The following is a 16,917-nucleotide window of genomic DNA, read 5'->3' on the forward strand; positions in this document are numbered from 1 at the left end:
CGCGCGGCCGGTTCCCGGCCATCGCCGTACCCCTGGTCCTGGCCGGTCCCCGCCGCCGTACGAGCGGAATCGATCCCGGCGGCCCTGTCGCCGTACGGCGGGATCGTGAGCCGTGGAGACGGCACCGGCGCGGGCGCGAGAGGATGAGGACCGCTCCCGCGCCCACTCCGGCGACCGCCGACGCTCCGGACCCTGGACCGGTCCCGTCCTCGCTCGCGCCCTGGCCGTGGTCGCCGGATGCGGGATGATGGGGGCTGGATCTACGAGGAGTGGACATGGCGCAGTGGTGCCTCGGTGTCGATCTGGGGACGAGTTTCTCCGCCGGGGTGATGGCGGCGGACGGGCGCTTCGACGTCCTGGAGGTCGAGGGGGAGCGGCGCATCCCCTCCGCGGTCATGCTGGACGAGCGGGGGACGCTCGTGGCGGGCAGGATCGCCCAGCGGGGCATCGCGATCAGTCCCGAGCGCGTCGAGCGCAACCCCAAGCGCTACGTCGGCCGGGGCCGGATGCTGCTCGGCGGCGTCCCGGTGGACGTGGCCGACGCCCTGGCGGCGCTGCTGGAGCTGTTCGTCAGCGAGGGACGGCGGCGGTTCGACGGCGCCGAACCCGACTGCATCGCGCTGACCCACCCGGTGGCCTGGGGCGCCGACCGCAAGGCGGTGCTGCTGGCGGCGGCGCGGAAGGTCGTCAGCGGCGTGCGGATCGCGCTCATCGACGAGCCCGTCGCCTCGGCCCGCTACTTCGCGTCCGCGGGACGGGCGACCGGCGGCGGATCGCGGCTGGCCGTCTACGACCTCGGCGGCGGCACGTTCGACGCGGCCGTCCTCACCGTGGACGGCGGTGACTTCGCGGTCGTCGGCGAGCCGGGAGGCAGCGACGAGATCGGCGGAGAGGGGTTCGACGAGCAGGTCTTCGCGTTCCTCGGCGCCCAGATCGAACGGCTCGACGCCGACTGGTGGCAGCAGGTGACGACCAACCCCGAGCGCCGCTACGTCAGCTACGCCGCCGACCTGCTCAAGATGGCCAGGGAGGCGAAGGAGACGCTGTCGAAGTTCGACACCTCCTCCCACTACGTGGTGGGCATCAACGAGGACGTGCACATCACCAGGGCCGACCTGGAGGACCTCATCGGCGAGGAGATCGTCAGGACGGTCGACATCCTCGACCAGACGATCCGCGGCGCGGGGGTCGAGTCCGGCGAGCTGGCCGCGGTGTTCATGACCGGCGGGCCCAGCAGGATGCCGCTGGTCCAGAAGGCCGTGCGCGAGCGCTTCGGTGAGCGGGTCAGGACCTACGACGACCCGAAGATCGTGGTCGCGTACGGCGCGGCGCAGCTGGCCTGGAAGCTCAAGGTCGAGCACCGCGAGCCGGGAGGGGGCCCCGCCACCGGCGGTCACCCGGTGCCCGCCGGTACCTCCGGTGTCCCCGGCGCCCGGCAGGCCTCGGACTCCCCGCTCCCCGCGGGCGGCCCCGCCGGGGGACAGTGGCCCGCCGGAGCGCCGGTCGCGGACCTGCGGGCTTTCACCGGCCCGGCGGGCGGCGCCACCGGGGACCACCGGGTGCTCACCGGTCCCGGGGACGGCGCCACCGGCGGCCACCGTGTCCCTGGCGTCCCTGGCGCCCCCATCGGCCCGTCAGGAGGCCCCGGGGGTCCCGTGGGCACAGCGGGCGGGCCCACGGTCCAGGGGATCGAGAAGGTCATGGACGCCGTGCTCGAGGCGCGGGCCGAGGCGGGCCGGGTCTTCGTCCACCAGGCATTCGACAACGGCCACCTCCTGCGCAGGCTCGACGGGGCCGGGGGCCGCCACGACCGGGAGCTCCGCTTCGGCAGGCTCGTGGAGTGGGCCGCGTCCGGGGAGGGCGTCGTGGCCGTGGAGCAGGTGGGGCCCGCGCAGGTGCTGGTCCGCACCCTCACCCCCGACCTGGCCATCCGCGCCACCCACCCGATGCAGATGTGGGGCAACCCCACCGTGATCGCCCACGGCCGTACGGCGTGGGTCTTCTTCCACTCCCGGCAGGTCGTCCCGGTCGACACCGCGATGGGCCTGCCCTGGGGGGAGACCGGCCAGCTGGCCATGATCGAGCTCGACCTGGGCGGGAGCTTCGCCTTCCAGGCTCCCCAGCCGCGCGAGCTGGGCTCGTACGCCCAGTGGTTCCTCAACGAGGACAACAGGCTGCGACGGCTGCTCGACCAGGAGGCCCCCAGCGGCACCGAGCCGTCGCCCTCGGTGGGCGCGCCGGGCTGCACCGTGGTGCTCGGGCAGTTCGGCAGCAACAAGCCGATGTTCCAGAACCGGCACCAGGACTTCAGGCCGTGGCAGGTCCTGTGCCTGGTCGACCCCGGCGGCGTCGTGCGCCCGACGGTGCGCGAGCCGGGACGGAGCTGGCTGCACCAGGTGGTCCTGCACCGGGGCCGGTGGTTCACCTCCGGTTCGGCGGGGCTGGAGGCCGACAGCGCGGACGGCAGGACCAGGCTGATCATGCCGCGCCCCCGGGGCGGCGCGCTGCGCTGGTTCCCCGCGGGCACCCAGATCTACGCGGTCGGCACCGACCAGGTGAGCCCGGCCAGGGGCTGGTCTGTCGGGATCTTCGACCAGCGCTCCCAGACGCTGGAGTTCCTGATGGGCAAGCAGTCGGCGACCCTGGCCGGTCACCTCACCTCGCGGCACCGCTGGGAGCGGCCCAGGTTCGTCGCCGACGGTGACTCGATGTGGATGACCATGCTCGACGCGGGCCGCAGCAGACTGCTGCACGTCACCCCCGCCGGGGCGCGGGAGGTGCACCGCGCACAGGGGACGTTCGAGCCGGTCGCCCGGGTTCCGACGGGCCTGCTCTGCCTGCACCGCTCCGCCGACGCGACCGGCGCCACCCGCGACCAGCCCGCCACCCTGGTGCACCTGCCCCTCTGATCGTCTACGGCCCCGCCCGGAGAGGCGGGGCCGGTCACCGTGGGCCCGTCGTCGCGAGCGGTCGCCACGGCCTCGCCTCGCCCCGCCTCGCCACGGCCTCGTCGCGGCCGGTCGGCGCGGCAGGGAGGTGTCCGGTCAGGTCGCGGCGGGCACCGGCCGTTCCGCGCCCAGGGCGGCCACCGCGGCGGCCAGTTCCCCGCGGAGCTCCTGGCCGCGCCGGGTGAGGGCGGCGATCGCCGCGACGCGCTCCTCGCCCGACTTGCGCGCCTTGAGACGGTCGGCGGCCGAACGGGCCGAGGCGGACTTCAACTCGGCCCGCCTGGTCTCCAGTTCCCTGCGGCGCCGTGCCAGGCTGTCGTCCGCGGTCTGCTCGACGCCCACCCGCCAGGTCGCCACCATCCGCTCCAGGTCGAGCGTCATCTCCCTGGCGACCACCGAGAACTGGTCGCGCAGCGCCCCCCTGATCGCCGCCTGGCTGCGCTGCACCTTCTCCATCGAGCGCCGTCCCATGAAGATGGCCGCCCCGATGGCCGGGGCGACCAGGATGAAGCCCACCGGGCCGAGCAGGGCCGTGGCGAAGCCGCCCAGCGACAGTCCGATCGAGGCCGAGGGCAGCACGTCCCGGATCAGGTCCACGCTGCCCGGGTCGTCCGCGGCCATGTCGCCCTTGACCTGGACCTGCGTCAGGTTGGGCATCGCGCGCCCGTCGGTGGCCAGGTCGACCGGGTCGAGGCCGAGATCGCGGGCGAAGGCGTCCAGCGTGGTCCTGGCCAGCGTCTCCACGTCGTACACGATCTGCGACCACGCCGCCTCCAGGGAGCGCTGCACGCTCTCCGGCAGCTCCGCCATGTACTGGTCGATCTGGGCCTGCTTCTTCAGCGTGGCGATCGTGTTCTCGTACGGCTGGCGGATCTCCGACACCCGCGCCGCCACGATGCCCGCCACCTCGCGCCCGAGGAAGGTGTTGGCCACCGCGCCCGCCCTGCGGCGCCCCGCCAGCTCGGCGAGCTCCGCGAGACCGGCGTCCACCTCGGCGAGCCGGGCGGTGACGTCGCCCTCGTCGTCGGAGCCCACGGCGACGTCGTCCTTCGCGCCGGTCGCCAGCGAGCCCAGCACCGACAGCGCGGCGGCGACCACCGTGGCACCCCGCGCGGAGTCCCTGCCCTCGGCGAAGCCGCGCAGGTGCCGCTCCAGCGCGTCCATGCCGCTGCGCGCCCGCAGCGTGTCGGCGCGCTCCACACGCCCCTCGCGCCGCTTGGCCTCGGCGGCCTCGGCGAGCTTGGCGCTCACCGGGATCCACGGCGCCTCCAGGAGCGGGGCCAGTGTCGCCGCCCTGCCGGGACTCGCCGCGATCGCCTCGGTGACGAACGTCCTCAGCCGGGCCTTGTTCTCCTCCTGCAGGGCACGCCAGTTGGCCGAGTCCTCCACCTTCGTCAGGACGAACGCGATCGCCTGGACCCGTTCGGCGGCCTCGGCGAGGAACTCCAGCTCGTGCCTGAGCACCGGCTGGTCCTGCGCGCTGAGGGTGAACAGCAGCGCGTCGGCCCGCTGCAGCATGGCCACCGTCACCTGCCGGTGCCCCACCGTCAGGCTGTCCACGCCGGGGGTGTCGAGCAGCCGCAGGCCGTCGAGCAGCGGGTTGTCGAGGGTGATGTCCACGCTGACGACGTCGCGGCGCTTGCCCGCGTCGCCGCGCATCGAGGCGTAGTCGGGGATCGACTCGACGGTGATCGGCGTCTGGACCGGTCCCGCGTCGGTGCCGCGGTGCACGACGGCGGCGAGCCGGGGGCCGCGCCGCAGCGACAGGAAGCAGTTGGTGGCCACGTCGGCGTCGACGGGGAGCAGGTCGGGGTGGGCCACCAGCGTGTTGAGCAGCCGGCTCTTGCCGCGCTTCTGCGCCCCGGCCACCACGATGTCGGTGCACTCGTCCTTCCAGCGGCCCGCGCACGCGGCCAGCACCTCCGCGAGGTCCTTCCTGCCGCACTGCCCGGCCAGCGCGTGGACCTCGTTGGCGTAGCGCAGCAGCCTGGCCACGGGGCCGGTCGGGTCGGGGGTCGTCATGGTCCTTTTCTCCTGTCGGGGATGGTCGGGTGTCGTGGGGGACGGGCCTGCGCCGTCTTAGGAGTTGTAGTGCGACCAGATGGTCTCGTACGCCTCGCACAGCGTCTCGGCCGCCCGCCGCTGGCGCAGGGAGAGCGGCCGGTGGGTGAGGGTGCGGAACCGGGCGCCCAGGGCGGCGGCGTAGCCGGCGACCTCGGCGCGCGGTGCTCCGGGCGGCGCCCCGAGCTGGGTGGCCAGCTCGGTGCCCGCGAGCAGGAGCTCCAGCGCCCGCCGGTCGTCGGCGGGGACCATGGGGGAGGCCCGCAGCGCCTCGATCGCGGCCGGGTCCACCCGGACCGGGGGGAGCGCCTCGCCGCCGGAGGGCACCCGCTCGCCCCGGGCGGTCCCGTATGCCGCCTCCTCCAGGGCCACCTCGTCCAGCGCGGCGGAGACGAGGTCCTCCAGGACGGTCAGCACGTCCCTGGCCCGGTGCCCGCCGGTCCTGCCCTCGCTCATCATCGCCAGGGTGCGCCAGCGCATCGACGCCGCGGTGGCCGCGGCGGCGACCTCCGAGGGCGCGGCCCCCGGGGGCAGGCCGAGCTGTTCGGCGGGCTCGTCGTGGCGGGCCAGGCGCAGGAGTTCGGCGGTCATCTCCTCGTTCAGCACGAGCGTGCCCCGGCCGAGCGCCTCGGCGGCGGTGAAGATCCGCAGGCCGCCCAGGGAGGTCGCGATCGGCCGGTTCTCGTCGAGCTGGGCCGCGAGCGCGTCCAGGGTGGCGCGGTCGGCCCCCAGCGCGGGCGTGCGGGCGATCGCGCGCAGCCGGGTCAGCGCGTCGAGCGCCTTCAGCTGGTCGGCGCGGCGGGCGAAGTGGGCGATGCCCGCGGCCACCGAGCCGGTCGCGGCCCGGCCCGCGGAGGAGTAGCCGGAACGCTCCAGCAGGTGGGCGGCGAGCGCCTCGGGGTCGGCGGTCCCGGTCGCGCGCACCGCGTCCACCGCGCTGGTGATGCCGTAGCGGTGCAGCCGCTCCACCAGCCGGTGCCGCACCTCGGCCGGTACGGGCAGTTCGGGCGCCGAGCGGAAGTCGTCCAGGTCCAGGAGGTAGTCCTCCAGGTCGTCCTCGTCGAGCCCGGCCAGCGCCGCCAGGGCCGCCGCCTCCTCGGTGCCCAGCGGGCGGGCCCGCGCGGTCTCGGCGAGCAGGCCGATCACCGGGACCACGTCGAAGACGGAGGTGCGCAGGTCCGCGTAGCCCTTGGCGGCGAGCCGCCTCGCGGTCGGCCACGGGTCGCCCTCGTCGCCGCGCCGGTCGACCTGGCCGAGTACGGCGAGGGTGTTGACGCAGCTCATGCCGCAGGCGTCGGTCAGCCCGCGGAACTCGGCGAGGGTGGTGTCGTCGAACTTCTGCACGTAGCGCAGCACGTAGATCATCGCCTGCGCGCGGTCGTCCTCGTCGCCGGAGCCGAACAGCATGCTCCTGGCCGCCCGTTCGTTGGCGACCGTCACCGTGTTCATGCCGGGGGTGTCGACGATGGTGATCGTGCGTAGCGACGGCAGGTCGAGGGTGACCCGCAGACGCCGGATCCGGGCCACGTCGACGCCGAACTCGGAGGGGAGCCGGTGCCCCGGCAGCAGCCGGGAGTGGGCCACCCCGCCGTCGGTGAGCTCGACCGTGATGTGGCCGTCGTCCTCGCCGTACTCGTACTGGGTGACCACGAAGGTGCACTCGCCCGCGTCCACCGGGGCGACGGGCAGTCCGAGCAGCGCGTTCACCAGCGTCGACTTGCCGCTGCTCACCGCGCCCGCCACCGCGACCCGCAGCGGCGCGTCGAGGCCGGCGCGCACCTGCCTCACCCGCTCGCGCAGCTCCGCGCCGGAGAGCCTCGCCGAGGTGGTGTCGCACAGGCGGCGCAGCAGGTCCGCGGGCCCGGCGTTCACGCGTCACCGTCCCGGCCGCCCGAGGTGGTCTCGCGGGCGGGTACGCGGGTCCGGCCGTCCGGCGGAGGCGTCTGAGCGGGCATGTCCGGGATCTCCTCCTCGGTGGGTACGGGAGCTCGGTGGGGCGGGAGTGGACTTGAAGGCGGGGCGGGGGTGGATGCGAAGGCGGGGGGAAGCGAAAGCGGGGCGGGGACGTGAAGGCGAGGAGGATGTGAAGGCGGGGCGGGGGACGTGACGGCGAGGGGGCGAGTTCCGGCGCGGTGGGGCCGGGCGTCTCACCACCCCACCGTCTCAACGCCGTTCCGCCCCGGGGCCCGGCGATCCGTGGCGGTAGACGACGACCCGCGGCACGCGGATCACGCGCTCGCCGTCGGCGTACCCGCACCTGATGGTCTCGGCCACGACGTCGTGCAGCTCGGGGCGTCCGGCCGTCTCGGTGCCGGACGCCTCGTGCAGGCGCGGGTCGAAGTGTTGCCCGTCGGCGACGATCTCCCGGATCCCCGCGCGGTTCAGCGCCTCCAGCAGCGTCCCGGCCAGCCGGGGGTGCCGCTCGGCGAGCTGGTCGCGGTAGCCGACGCAGGCCGCCACCAGCGCCTCGCGCCCCGGATGGCCGTCGGCGAGGAGCCGTTCCACCTGCTGCGTGAGCGCGGCGCTGATCCCGCTCCCCGCGACCTCGGCCAGCGCCCCGGCCAGCGGGTCCGTAGCGAGATCCGGCGGTGGGACGGACGGCGGGGCGGACGGCGGGGCGGTGTGGTCCGGGCCGGGCCGCCCCGGTGCCGGTCCCGCCCCGCCCGCCGGGAACGGCGGCGTCCCCGGCGGTGCGGGAGCCGCCCGCCAGGTGCCGGGAAGGGGTGCCCGGGAGGTGGGACGGTCGCGGCGCCGCAGGTACAGGCCCACGGCCACCACGGTCACCACGGCCAGGGCGCCCACCGCCACCGTGAGCACCAGGGGCGGCGTGAGGAACCCGAACGGTGTCCCCACCGTGACGGTCCCCGCCTCCCCGGGATTCAAGGAGCGCACGCCGCCGTCCCGCAGCGGGGCCGACGGTGCGCCGACCGCCTCTCCTCCGGGCCCCGTCACCGCTCCGCAGCCGGTCAGCACCGGCCAGGCCAGGAGCAGGGGAAGGAACGCGCGTCGGTCCCTCATCGCAAGCCTTCCTCGTCGGCCGCCCGTGTGACCTGGATCCGGATCCCCCCTCGGTGAGATCACACGGGCTCGTGCCGGTCTTTCTCGTTCAGACGGTTCAGACGGTCGGGAAGGGGCCCGCGGTCTCGGTGTAGTCGGCGACCCCGTCGCCGTTCAGGTCGACGCGCGTCTCGTCGATGTAGCCGTCGCCGTCGTGGTCGAGGTAGACGACGTCGGTGACGCCGTCACCGTCGGTGTCGTAGCGCTCCTCGTCGGCGAGACCGTCACCGTCGATGTCGATCAGCTGGGCGTCGGTGCTCCCGTCGCCGTCGTAGTCGACCAGGTCGGTGGTGGTCACGTCGAAATCGCTCATTGGTTCGATCCTTTCCGGTGGTGTTACATCGAGTGAGAGTCACGATCGCACCGGATTGTTGCAGCCGAATCCCGGATTTCTTAACAAATTTCCGAGAAGTCAGCCGTTTCCTATGACCTGTTCAGACGAAAAGGGATAAAGCGGTCTAAAAGTGCCCAGAAGTCGGCGTCAGCTGAGCGCGCGGGCGGTGTGGATCAGCGGAACGTGGCTGAACGCCTGCGGGAAGTTGCCGACCATCCGGCCGTAGCGGGGGTCGTACTCCTCGGCGAGCAGGCCGACGTCGTTGCGGAGCGCCAGCAGACGCTCGAACAGCTCGACGGCCTCGTCCTTGCGGCCGATCATCGCCAGGGCCTCGGCCAGCCAGAAGCTGCACGCCAGGAACGCGCCCTCGCCGCCGGGCAGGCCGTCCACGTCGTTGTCGGGGGAGACCGGGTAGCGCAGCACGAAGCCGTCCACCATCAGCTCGCGCTGGATCGCCTCCACCGTCCCGATCACGCGGGGGTCCTCCGGCGGCAGGAAGCCGACGATCGGGATCAGCAGCAGGGCCGCGTCCAGCTCCTGCGAGCCGTACGACTGGGTGAAGGTGCCGCGCACCGGGTCGAAGCCCTTGTCGCAGATCTCGGCGTGGATGCGGTCGCGCAGGTCCCGCCAGCGCGTCAGCGGGGCGGCCTTGCCGAAGGCCTCCACCTGCCTGACGGCCCTGTCGACGGCGACCCAGCACATGACCTTGGAGTGGACGAAGTGCCGTCGCGGGCCGCGGACCTCCCACAGGCCCTCGTCGGCGTCCCCCCAGTGCTCCTCGACGTAGGAGATCAGCTCGTACTGCAGGGTCCACGCCCGCTGGTCCGCCTCAAGGCCCGAGAGGCGGGACAGGTGCAGGGAGTTCATGACCTCGCCGTAGACGTCCAGCTGGAGCTGGTCGACCGCGCCGTTGCCGATCCTGACCGGCCGGGAGTTCTCGTAGCCGGGCAGCCAGTCGAGCTCCAGCTCCGTCAGCCTGCGCTCCCCGGCGACGCCGTACATGATCTGCAGGTCCTGGGCGCGGCCCGCGATGGCCCGCAGCAACCAGGACCGCCACGCGCCCGCCTCCTCCAGGTATCCGGCGCCGATCAGGGCGTCCAGGGTCATGGTGGCGTCGCGCAGCCAGCAGTAGCGGTAGTCCCAGTTGCGGACGCCGCCGAGGTCCTCGGGCAGCGAGGTGGTCGGGGCGGCGACGATGCCGCCGGTGGGGGCGTACGTGAGCGCCTTGAGCGTGATGAGCGAGCGGACCACGGCCTCGCGCCACGGCCCCTGGTAGGTGCACTGCTCGACCCATTCGGCCCACAGCGACTCGGTCTCGCCCAGCTGCTCGTGCGGGTCGATCTCGACCGGCTTGGGCTCGTGCGAGGGGTGCCAGGTGAAGACGAACGCCAGGCTGTCGCCCTCGGACACCTCGAACCTCGCCCGGTGGGCGTAGTCGCCGCCCTCCAGCGTGACGGGGGAGTGCAGCCACACCGAGTCGGGTCCGCCGACGGCCTGCAGCAGGCCGTCGCTGCGGCGCACCCAGGGCACGATGCGGCCGTAGTCGAAGCGGATGCGGATCTCGGTGGCCATCTCCACCGTCCCGGACACGCCCTCGACGATCCTCACCAGGTCGGGGTTGGTGTGCCGGGCGGGCATGAAGTCGATCACCCTGACCGTGCCGGTCGGGGTGTCCCACTCGCTCTCCAGGATGAGGCTCTCACCCCGGTAGCGGCGCCGGGTGGCGCGCGGACGCTCGGCGTGCGCGGGGCCGATCCACCACTGGCCGTTCTTCCTGTCGCCGAGCAGCGCCCCGAAGCAGGAGGGCGAGTCGAAGCGCGGCAGGCAGAGCCAGTCGATGGAGCCGTTGCGGCCGACCAGGGCCGCCGACTGCATGTCGCCGATGAGAGCGTAGTCCTCGATCCACATGCCTCGAAGCTAGTGCCTTCACGCGGCCCGCGGTGGCCTCCGGAGGAACTGGGCGCCCGGCCGCGTCCTGGGCATGAAGAACTGGCTCAGCGGCCCGATGGCGAGGGCGAAGACGAGCGTTCCCACCCCCACGGTCCCGCCGAGCAGCCAGCCCGCCGCCAGCACGGTGACCTCGATGACGGTGCGCGCCGCGCGGATGGACAGGCCGAGGCGGTTCAGGCCGGTCATCAGGCCGTCGCGCGGCCCGGGACCGAGCCCGGCGCCGATGTAGAGGCCGGTCGCCGCGCCGGTGACCACGACGCCGAGCAGGAGGTACGCCCAGCGCGCGGCGAGCGCGTCCGGGGCCGGGAGCAGCCACATGGCCCCGTCGGCGAACAGCCCGAGGAAGACGACGTTGCTGAGGGTGCCGATTCCCGGTCTCTGCCGCAGCGGGATCCACAGCAGCATGACCAGGGCGCCCACGATGATGATCCAGGTGCCGATCGACAGGCCCATGTGGATGGAGAGCCCCTGGTGGAACACGTCCCAGGGGCTGCCGCCCAGCCGTGACTCGATCTGCAGGCCGACGCCGACGCCGTAGAGGGCCAGGCCCGCGTACAGGCGGGTGAGGCGGTTGGGAAGGGAGACGAGGGTGGGCAGGGAGAGTTCGCTCATGATGAGGTCAATCGTCCGGCCTATAGTGACGGACCGAAAGGGCCAATTCCCGGAAGTGGCCTTAAAGTGGTCGGTATGGATCGGCATCTCAGCGGCTCCCAGCTCGCCCGCCTCCTGGCGATCGACCCCGACGCCCGGCCGTACTACCGGGTCCTGGCCAGGACCGTGCGGTCGCTGGTCCTCGACGGGCGGCTGCCCGTGCGGGTGCGGATGCCCGCCGAACGGCACCTCGCCGAGGCCCTGAGTGTGAGCCGCACCACCGTGACCTCGGCCTACGACCTGCTGCGCGAGCAGGGATACCTGGAGAGCAGGCAGGGCGCGGGAAGCTGGACCGCGCTGCCCGACGCGAGCTCGCTGGGCGCCGACAACCCGTGGCTCGCCGGTGAGGACGACGGGCTGCTGCCGCTGCACAGCGCCGCGCCGAGCGCGACCTCGGCGCTGCCCGGAGCGGTCGCCGCCGCCACCGACCGCTATCCCCGCTACGCGCTCGGCATGGGCTACGACCCGGTCGGGATCGCCCCGCTGCGCGAGGCGATCGCGGCCCGCTACACCGCGCGCGGGGTGGCCACCCGTCCCGAGCAGATCCTCGTCACCACCGGCGCCCAGCAGGCCATCCACCTGGTGACCACGATGCTGCTCTCCCGGGGCGACCCGATGCTGGTGGAGTCGCCCACCTACCCGCACGTCCTCGGGCTGGCCAGGACGCGCGGTGCCAGGATCGTCCCGGCCGGCGTCCCCGACGAGGGCTGGCGCGACCTGGACCTGCTGACCAGCGCGATGCGCCAGTCGGCCGCCCGTCTCGTGTACGTCATCCCCGACTTCCAGAACCCGACCGGGCACCTGATGGACGACGCCGCGCGGGCGGCCCTCACCGCCGAGGCCAGACGGTACGGCACCACCCTGGTGGCCGACGAGAGCTGGGGCGAGCTGGCGATCGACGAGGGGGCGAGGGCCGCGCCGCTGGCCGCGTTCGACACCGACGGCAGGGTGATCACCATCGGCTCGGCGTCCAAGCTGTGGTGGGGCGGGCTGCGCATCGGCTGGATCCGCACCACCGCCGCGACGGTCCGCCGCCTGGCCATGCTCCGCGCCTCGGTGGACATCGCGAGCCCGCTCTTCGAGCAGCTGGTGGTGGCCGCGCTGTTCGAGGGCATCGAGGAGTCCAGGGCCGAGCGGGCACGCCTCCTCGGCGTCTCCAGGGACGTCCTGGCGGCCGAACTCGCGGTGCGCATGCCCGACTGGAGCTTCACGACGCCCCGGGGCGGCGGCTCGCTCTGGGTGCGGCTGTCCGGCCCCTCGGCCACCGCGCTGGTCGACGCGGCGGCCTGCCACGGGGTCCGCCTCGCCCCCGGCCAGTGGTTCGGCGTGGACGGCACCCTGGAGGGGCGGCTCCGTCTCCCCTTCACCCAGCCGCCCCAGGTCCTCGTCGAGGCCGTGCGGCGCATCGCCGAGGCCAGGCTCAGGGGCGCGTACGGCATCCGCCCGGCCGAGCCCCTCACCCCGAGCCTGTGAACCGGCTCCGCCACCCCGCGAGGGTACGGCTCAGTCCGAGGCGACACCCCTGGCCAGCGGGGCCCGCAGTCCCAGCCGCATGGCCGCGATCCGCAGCCCGAAGGCGAGGAGCGCGGCGGCCAGCGTGGCCGGCCAGCCGTGCAGGCCGGCGGTGTAGAGCAGTGCCATCAGCGCCGAGCCGACCATGGCGGGCACCGCGTACAGCTGGCGGTCGTACAGCAGGGTGGGGATCTGCCCGGCGAGGATGTCGCGCAGGATGCCGCCGCCGACCGCGCTGGTGACCCCGAGCAGGGCCGCGTGCAGCGGGGTGAGGCCGAAGTACATCGCCTTCTCGGTGCCGACCGCGCAGAACAGGCCGAGCCCCGCGGCGTCGAGGACGTTCACCGCGGGCATCACCCGCTCGACCTGCGGGTGCCAGAAGAACACGATCGCCGTGGCCACCACGGGAACGACCACGTAGCCGACGCTGGAGAAGGCCGCGGGCCGCACGTTCAGGATCAGGTCGCGCAGGATGCCGCCGCCCAGCGCGGTCATCTCGGCCAGCACGGCCATGCCCACCACGTCGAGCCGCCTGCGTACGCCGACGAGGGCGCCCGAGAGGGCGAAGACGAAGATCCCGGCGAGATCGAGCACAGTATTCACGGATAAATCATCCCATGACCGGACATATGGGCTTTCCGTTAGGTGGGCGGGGTGGCACTCGGCGCCCGGTGTTCACGCATCATCGCGTGCAGCCTGCCGGAGAACGCGAGCAGCACCAGCGACGCCACGACGGAGATCGAGGCGAGGGTGAGGAAGTACGCGGGCTCCGACATGTGGTTCTTCAGCCGCCCCGTCTGCCCGCCCACCGCGTCGCCCACCGAGAAGGACAGGAACCACAGTCCGAGCATCTGGCTCTTGAACGCCTCGGGGGCGAGCTTGGTGGTGACCGAGAGCCCGACCGGGCTCAGCGCCAGCTCCCCGAAGACCTGGACGAGGTAGACCAGCACCAGCCACCACACCGAGATCTTCCCGCTCTGCGCCAGCGTGGCGGCCAGGGCCATGACCATGAAGCTCAGGCCGTTGACGAACAGTCCCACGGAGAACTTGTGGGGAGCGGTCACCCGGTTGCCCAGCCGGACCCAGAGCGCCGCGAAGACCGGCACGAAGATCATGATGAACAGCGGGTTGAACGCCTGGGTGGTCGCCGGGGTGATCCGCAGGCCGAACAGTGACAGGTCCGTGTTGTGCTGAGCGAAGAACAGCAGCACGGTCGGCGCCAGGTCGTAGACCATCCAGAAGATGGCGGCGGCGGCGAACAACCAGACGTACGCCTTCATCCGGGAGCGTTCGTCGTCGGTCAGGTTGTGGCTGCCCAGCAGGATGTAGCCGAAGTAGAGCACCGGTACGGCCACGATGAGCAGCGTCATCACCAGGGCGAAGGTGTCGAGGGCGAAGGTGCCCGAGGCCACCCACACCGCCAGCGCGCCGCCCGCCACGACGGCGGCCACCACGAGGGTGAGGGTGAAGTGCCGGCGCTCGCGCGGGGTCAGCCGGTGGCCCGGCCGCTCGCCCACGCCCATCAGGTGGCGCCTGCCCAGCACGTACTGGACCAGGCCCAGCGCCATGCCGACCGCCGCCGCGCCGAAGCCCAGGTGCCAGCGGTCGTCCTGGGCGAGCCAGCCGACGACAATGGGGGCGATGAAGGCGCCGATGTTGATGCCGAGGTAGAAGATCGAGAAGCCCGCGTCCCTGCGCGCGTCGTCGTCCTGCGGGTAGAGCTTGCCGACCATCGTGGAGATGTTGGGCTTCAGCAGCCCGGTCCCGGCGATGATGAGGAGCAGCCCGAGCGCGACGAAGGCGCCGGTCTCGGCGGGGATGGCCATGCTGATGTGGCCGCACATGATGACGAAACCGCCCCACAGCACCGCCCTGCGGGCGCCGAGTATCCGGTCGGCGATCCAGCCGCCGGGCAGCGCGACGAGATAGATGAGGGCGCCGTAGATGCCGATGATCGCCTGGGCGGTCTGCTCGGTCAGCCCGAGGCCGCCCGTGGCCGGGGAGGCGGCCATGAAGGTGGCGAGGATGGCCCGCAGGCCGTACCAGCTGAAGCGCTCCCACATCTCGGTGCCGAACAGCGTGGCGAGGCCGCGCGGGTGCCCGAAGAAGGTCTTCTCGCGAGCTCGTCTCCCCGATGGCATGCGTCCCCCCGAACGTCATCGCGTGATCAGAGGTTAACTCTACGTACGCGTCCTGCCGGACCGGGAAAGACGGCTGTGCAATGTGGCGTTTCTTCTCCCTTTCAGGGTCTTGTCCGAGGGGAATGGCGTGTGGTGCGATGCATGCCACTCGTGCAAGTGAGCACTTTCAGGAGGCGCGTCATGGCCGGTGTCCTTGAGGAGCGGGCGGCGATCGAGAGGGAGATCGCGGGCCGTACGGTCTGCGGTCAGCTGAAGGAGGCCGCCGAGAGCAACCCCGACGCGCCGGCGTACTCCGACCCGGTCGAGGGCGGCTGGTCCACCCTGACGTACTCCCAGGCCAGGCAGCGGGTCCTGGAGATCGCCGCCGGGTTCGCCGCCCTCGGCCTGGAGCCCGGCGAGGCGGTCGCGCTCATGATGGTCAACCGCAGCGAGCACGTGCTGGCGGACCTGGGCGCGGTGCACGCCGGTGGCGTGTCCTGCTCGGTCTACTCCACCTTCGCCCCCGAGCAGGTGGCCTTCGTCGCCGGTGACGTCGCGGCGAGGATCGCGGTGCTCGGCGGACCGGCCGACCTGGCCAGGTGGGAACCGGTCCTGGACGAGCTCCCCGGGCTGCGCAAGGTCATCGTGCTGGAGGGCGCCCCGGCCGGTGACCGGTTCGTCTCCTGGGACGACTTCCTCGCCCTCGGCCGCGAGACGCTCGCCGCCGACCCCGCCGCCGTCGACGCCCGCTGGCGGGCGGTGACCGCCGACGACGTCCTCACCGTCCTGTACACCTCCGGCACCACCGGCAACCCCAAGGGCGTGCCGCTCACCCACTCCAACGTGTTCTTCGAGGTCGTCGCCACCGACCGGATGGTCGACCTGCCCGGCAACGGCACCCAGATCTCCTACCTCACCTACGCGCACATCGCCGAGCGGGTGCTCAGCCTCTACCTGCCGCTCTTCAAGCTCTCCCACACCCATTTCTGCATCGACCTCGCCCAGCTCGGCGCCGTCCTCGGCCAGGTCAGGCCGGTGCTGTTCTTCGGCGTGCCGCGCGTGTGGGAGAAGATGGCGGCCCGACTGCAGGCGCTGCTGGCCACCCAGCCGGAGGAGCAGCAGGAGAGCGTACGCCAGGCCATGGCCGCCGGGCTCGCCTACGTCGAGGCCAACCAGTACGGGCGCACCCCCTCGCCCGAGGTCCTCGCCGCCTACGAGCAGGCCGACGCCGCCCTGCTGTCGATCATCCGGTCGATGATCGGCTTCGACAACGCGGGCTGGCTCGCCACCGCCGCCGCGCCCATGCCGCTGGAGGTCCAGCGCTTCTTCGCCGGTCTCGGCCTGCGGGTCCTCGACGTGTACGGCATGACCGAGACGACCGGCGCGTTCACCGCCAACGCCCCCGGCCGCTTCAAACTCGGCACGGTCGGGCAGGCCGGTCCCGGCGTCGAGGTCAGGATCGCCGAGGACGGCGAGATCATCACCCGCAGCCCGGCCAACACCCGCGGCTACCTCGGACGGCCGGAGGCCACCGCCGAACTCCTCGACGAGGAGGGCTGGCTGCACACCGGGGACGTGGGCTCCATCGACGAGGACGGCTTCGTCAGCATCGTCGACCGCAAGAAGGAGCTCATCATCACCTCCGGCGGGGAGAACATCTCCCCGGCCAACATCGAGAGCCACCTCAAGGAGCACCCGCTCATCGGCCAGGCCCTCGCCTACGGCGACGGCAGGCCGTACCCGGTGGCGATCCTCACCCTCGACGGCGAGGTGGCCCCCGGCTGGGCGCAGGCCAACGGCGTCACGTTCACCACCCTGGCCGACCTCGCCGAACACCCCGACGTCCTCAAGGCCGTCGAGGGCGCGATCGCCGTCGCCAACGAGAAGCTGGCCCGCGTCCAGCAGGTCAAGCGCTGGCGCCTGCTGCCGGTGGAGTGGACGGCCGAGACCGCGGAGCTCACCCCGAGCCTGAAACTCAAGCGCCGCGTCATCCACGCCAGGTACGCGGAGATCATCGACGGCATGTACGAGAGCTGAGCCCGCGTCGATCGCGGACCGGCCACGAGCCGCCCGGCGCCCGCCGTCGCAGGGCGCCGGGTGACCTTTTCCCCGGGTGTTCCCCGGCCGCGGGGTTCGGGGTCACCGGGCCCGGCTCCGGCCGTTGCGTTGAGCCGCGCCTCCGGGGCGCCGGGTCCCGTTTCCGGCTGTTGAGCCGCGCTTCTGCGTTGACCGGGTCCCGCCTCCGGCCGCCGAGCTCTGGGAGGGCTCCGGCGTGAGTCTCGTG

Annotated in this window: 11 protein-coding genes; 3 read left to right on the forward strand and 8 right to left on the reverse strand. The window is 72.9% G+C overall.

The window, feature by feature from the left end:
- Positions 1-275: 275 nt before the first annotated feature.
- On the forward strand, positions 276-2,909 hold the full coding sequence (locus tag ABD817_RS26760) for an Hsp70 family protein (RefSeq protein ID WP_344920913.1): 2,634 nt from the start codon (positions 276-278) through the stop codon (positions 2,907-2,909).
- 135 nt (positions 2,910-3,044) lie between these two features.
- Here ABD817_RS26760 and ABD817_RS26765 read toward each other — a convergent pair whose 3' ends face one another.
- The 6 genes from ABD817_RS26765 to yczE all read right to left on the reverse strand — a co-directional run bounded on the left by ABD817_RS26765 (position 3,045) and on the right by yczE (position 10,962).
- The gene (locus ABD817_RS26765; protein ID WP_344920914.1) at positions 3,045-4,970 is read right to left on the reverse strand and encodes a dynamin family protein; all 1,926 of its coding nucleotides are present in this window, start codon (positions 4,968-4,970) and stop codon (positions 3,045-3,047) included.
- Between the two features lie 57 nt (positions 4,971-5,027).
- Positions 5,028-6,881, reverse strand: coding sequence for a dynamin family protein (locus tag ABD817_RS26770; RefSeq protein WP_344920915.1), 1,854 nt, complete (start codon positions 6,879-6,881; stop codon positions 5,028-5,030).
- 291 nt (positions 6,882-7,172) lie between these two features.
- Positions 7,173-8,027, reverse strand: coding sequence for a nucleotide exchange factor GrpE (grpE, locus tag ABD817_RS26775; RefSeq protein WP_344920916.1), 855 nt, complete (start codon positions 8,025-8,027; stop codon positions 7,173-7,175).
- Positions 8,028-8,124: 97 nt separating this feature from the next.
- Positions 8,125-8,379 carry a hypothetical protein gene (locus ABD817_RS26780; RefSeq protein ID WP_344920917.1) on the reverse strand — a complete coding sequence of 85 codons (255 nt, stop codon included), beginning with the start codon at positions 8,377-8,379 and terminating at the stop codon, positions 8,125-8,127.
- 168 nt (positions 8,380-8,547) lie between these two features.
- Positions 8,548-10,308 (reverse strand): glycoside hydrolase family 15 protein, encoded by a 1,761-nt coding sequence (locus ABD817_RS26785; protein ID WP_344920919.1) that lies wholly within the window; start codon positions 10,306-10,308, stop codon positions 8,548-8,550.
- A gap of 18 nt (positions 10,309-10,326) precedes the next feature.
- Positions 10,327-10,962, reverse strand: coding sequence for a membrane protein YczE (gene yczE / locus ABD817_RS26790; protein ID WP_344920920.1), 636 nt, complete (start codon positions 10,960-10,962; stop codon positions 10,327-10,329).
- Positions 10,963-11,037: 75 nt separating this feature from the next.
- On the opposite strand from yczE, the gene yczR reads away from it, so the two are divergent.
- On the forward strand, positions 11,038-12,474 hold the full coding sequence (yczR, locus tag ABD817_RS26795; RefSeq protein WP_344920921.1) for a MocR-like transcription factor YczR: 1,437 nt from the start codon (positions 11,038-11,040) through the stop codon (positions 12,472-12,474).
- A 30-nt stretch (positions 12,475-12,504) separates the two neighbouring features.
- Here the strand turns inward: yczR and ABD817_RS26800 are convergent, their stop codons facing one another.
- Positions 12,505-13,116, reverse strand: coding sequence for a trimeric intracellular cation channel family protein (locus ABD817_RS26800; protein ID WP_344920922.1), 612 nt, complete (start codon positions 13,114-13,116; stop codon positions 12,505-12,507).
- Positions 13,117-13,154: 38 nt separating this feature from the next.
- On the reverse strand, positions 13,155-14,654 hold the full coding sequence (locus tag ABD817_RS26805; protein WP_344920923.1) for a peptide MFS transporter: 1,500 nt from the start codon (positions 14,652-14,654) through the stop codon (positions 13,155-13,157).
- A 180-nt stretch (positions 14,655-14,834) separates the two neighbouring features.
- On the opposite strand from ABD817_RS26805, the gene ABD817_RS26810 reads away from it, so the two are divergent.
- Positions 14,835-16,670, forward strand: a complete 1,836-nt coding sequence (locus ABD817_RS26810; protein ID WP_344920925.1) for an AMP-dependent synthetase/ligase — start codon at positions 14,835-14,837, stop codon at positions 16,668-16,670.
- Positions 16,671-16,917: the final 247 nt, after the last annotated feature.

The sequence above is a fragment of the Streptosporangium oxazolinicum genome (assembly GCF_039537505.1).
Classification (GTDB): Bacteria; Actinomycetota; Actinomycetes; order Streptosporangiales; family Streptosporangiaceae; genus Streptosporangium; species Streptosporangium oxazolinicum.

What these genes read in the sequence shown, in the direction of transcription:
- grpE (WP_344920916.1), bottom strand. Translation starts at nt 8,027, where the DNA reads ATGAGGGACCGACGCGCGTTCCTTCCCCTGCTCCTGGCCTGGCCGGTG.
- ABD817_RS26810 (WP_344920925.1), top strand. Translation starts at nt 14,835, where the DNA reads ATGGCCGGTGTCCTTGAGGAGCGGGCGGCGATCGAGAGGGAGATCGCG.
- ABD817_RS26805 (WP_344920923.1), bottom strand. Translation starts at nt 14,654, where the DNA reads ATGCCATCGGGGAGACGAGCTCGCGAGAAGACCTTCTTCGGGCACCCG.
- ABD817_RS26785 (WP_344920919.1), bottom strand. Translation starts at nt 10,308, where the DNA reads ATGTGGATCGAGGACTACGCTCTCATCGGCGACATGCAGTCGGCGGCC.
- yczE (WP_344920920.1), bottom strand. Translation starts at nt 10,962, where the DNA reads ATGAGCGAACTCTCCCTGCCCACCCTCGTCTCCCTTCCCAACCGCCTC.
- ABD817_RS26760 (WP_344920913.1), top strand. Translation starts at nt 276, where the DNA reads ATGGCGCAGTGGTGCCTCGGTGTCGATCTGGGGACGAGTTTCTCCGCC.
- yczR (WP_344920921.1), top strand. Translation starts at nt 11,038, where the DNA reads ATGGATCGGCATCTCAGCGGCTCCCAGCTCGCCCGCCTCCTGGCGATC.
- ABD817_RS26765 (WP_344920914.1), bottom strand. Translation starts at nt 4,970, where the DNA reads ATGACGACCCCCGACCCGACCGGCCCCGTGGCCAGGCTGCTGCGCTAC.
- ABD817_RS26780 (WP_344920917.1), bottom strand. Translation starts at nt 8,379, where the DNA reads ATGAGCGATTTCGACGTGACCACCACCGACCTGGTCGACTACGACGGC.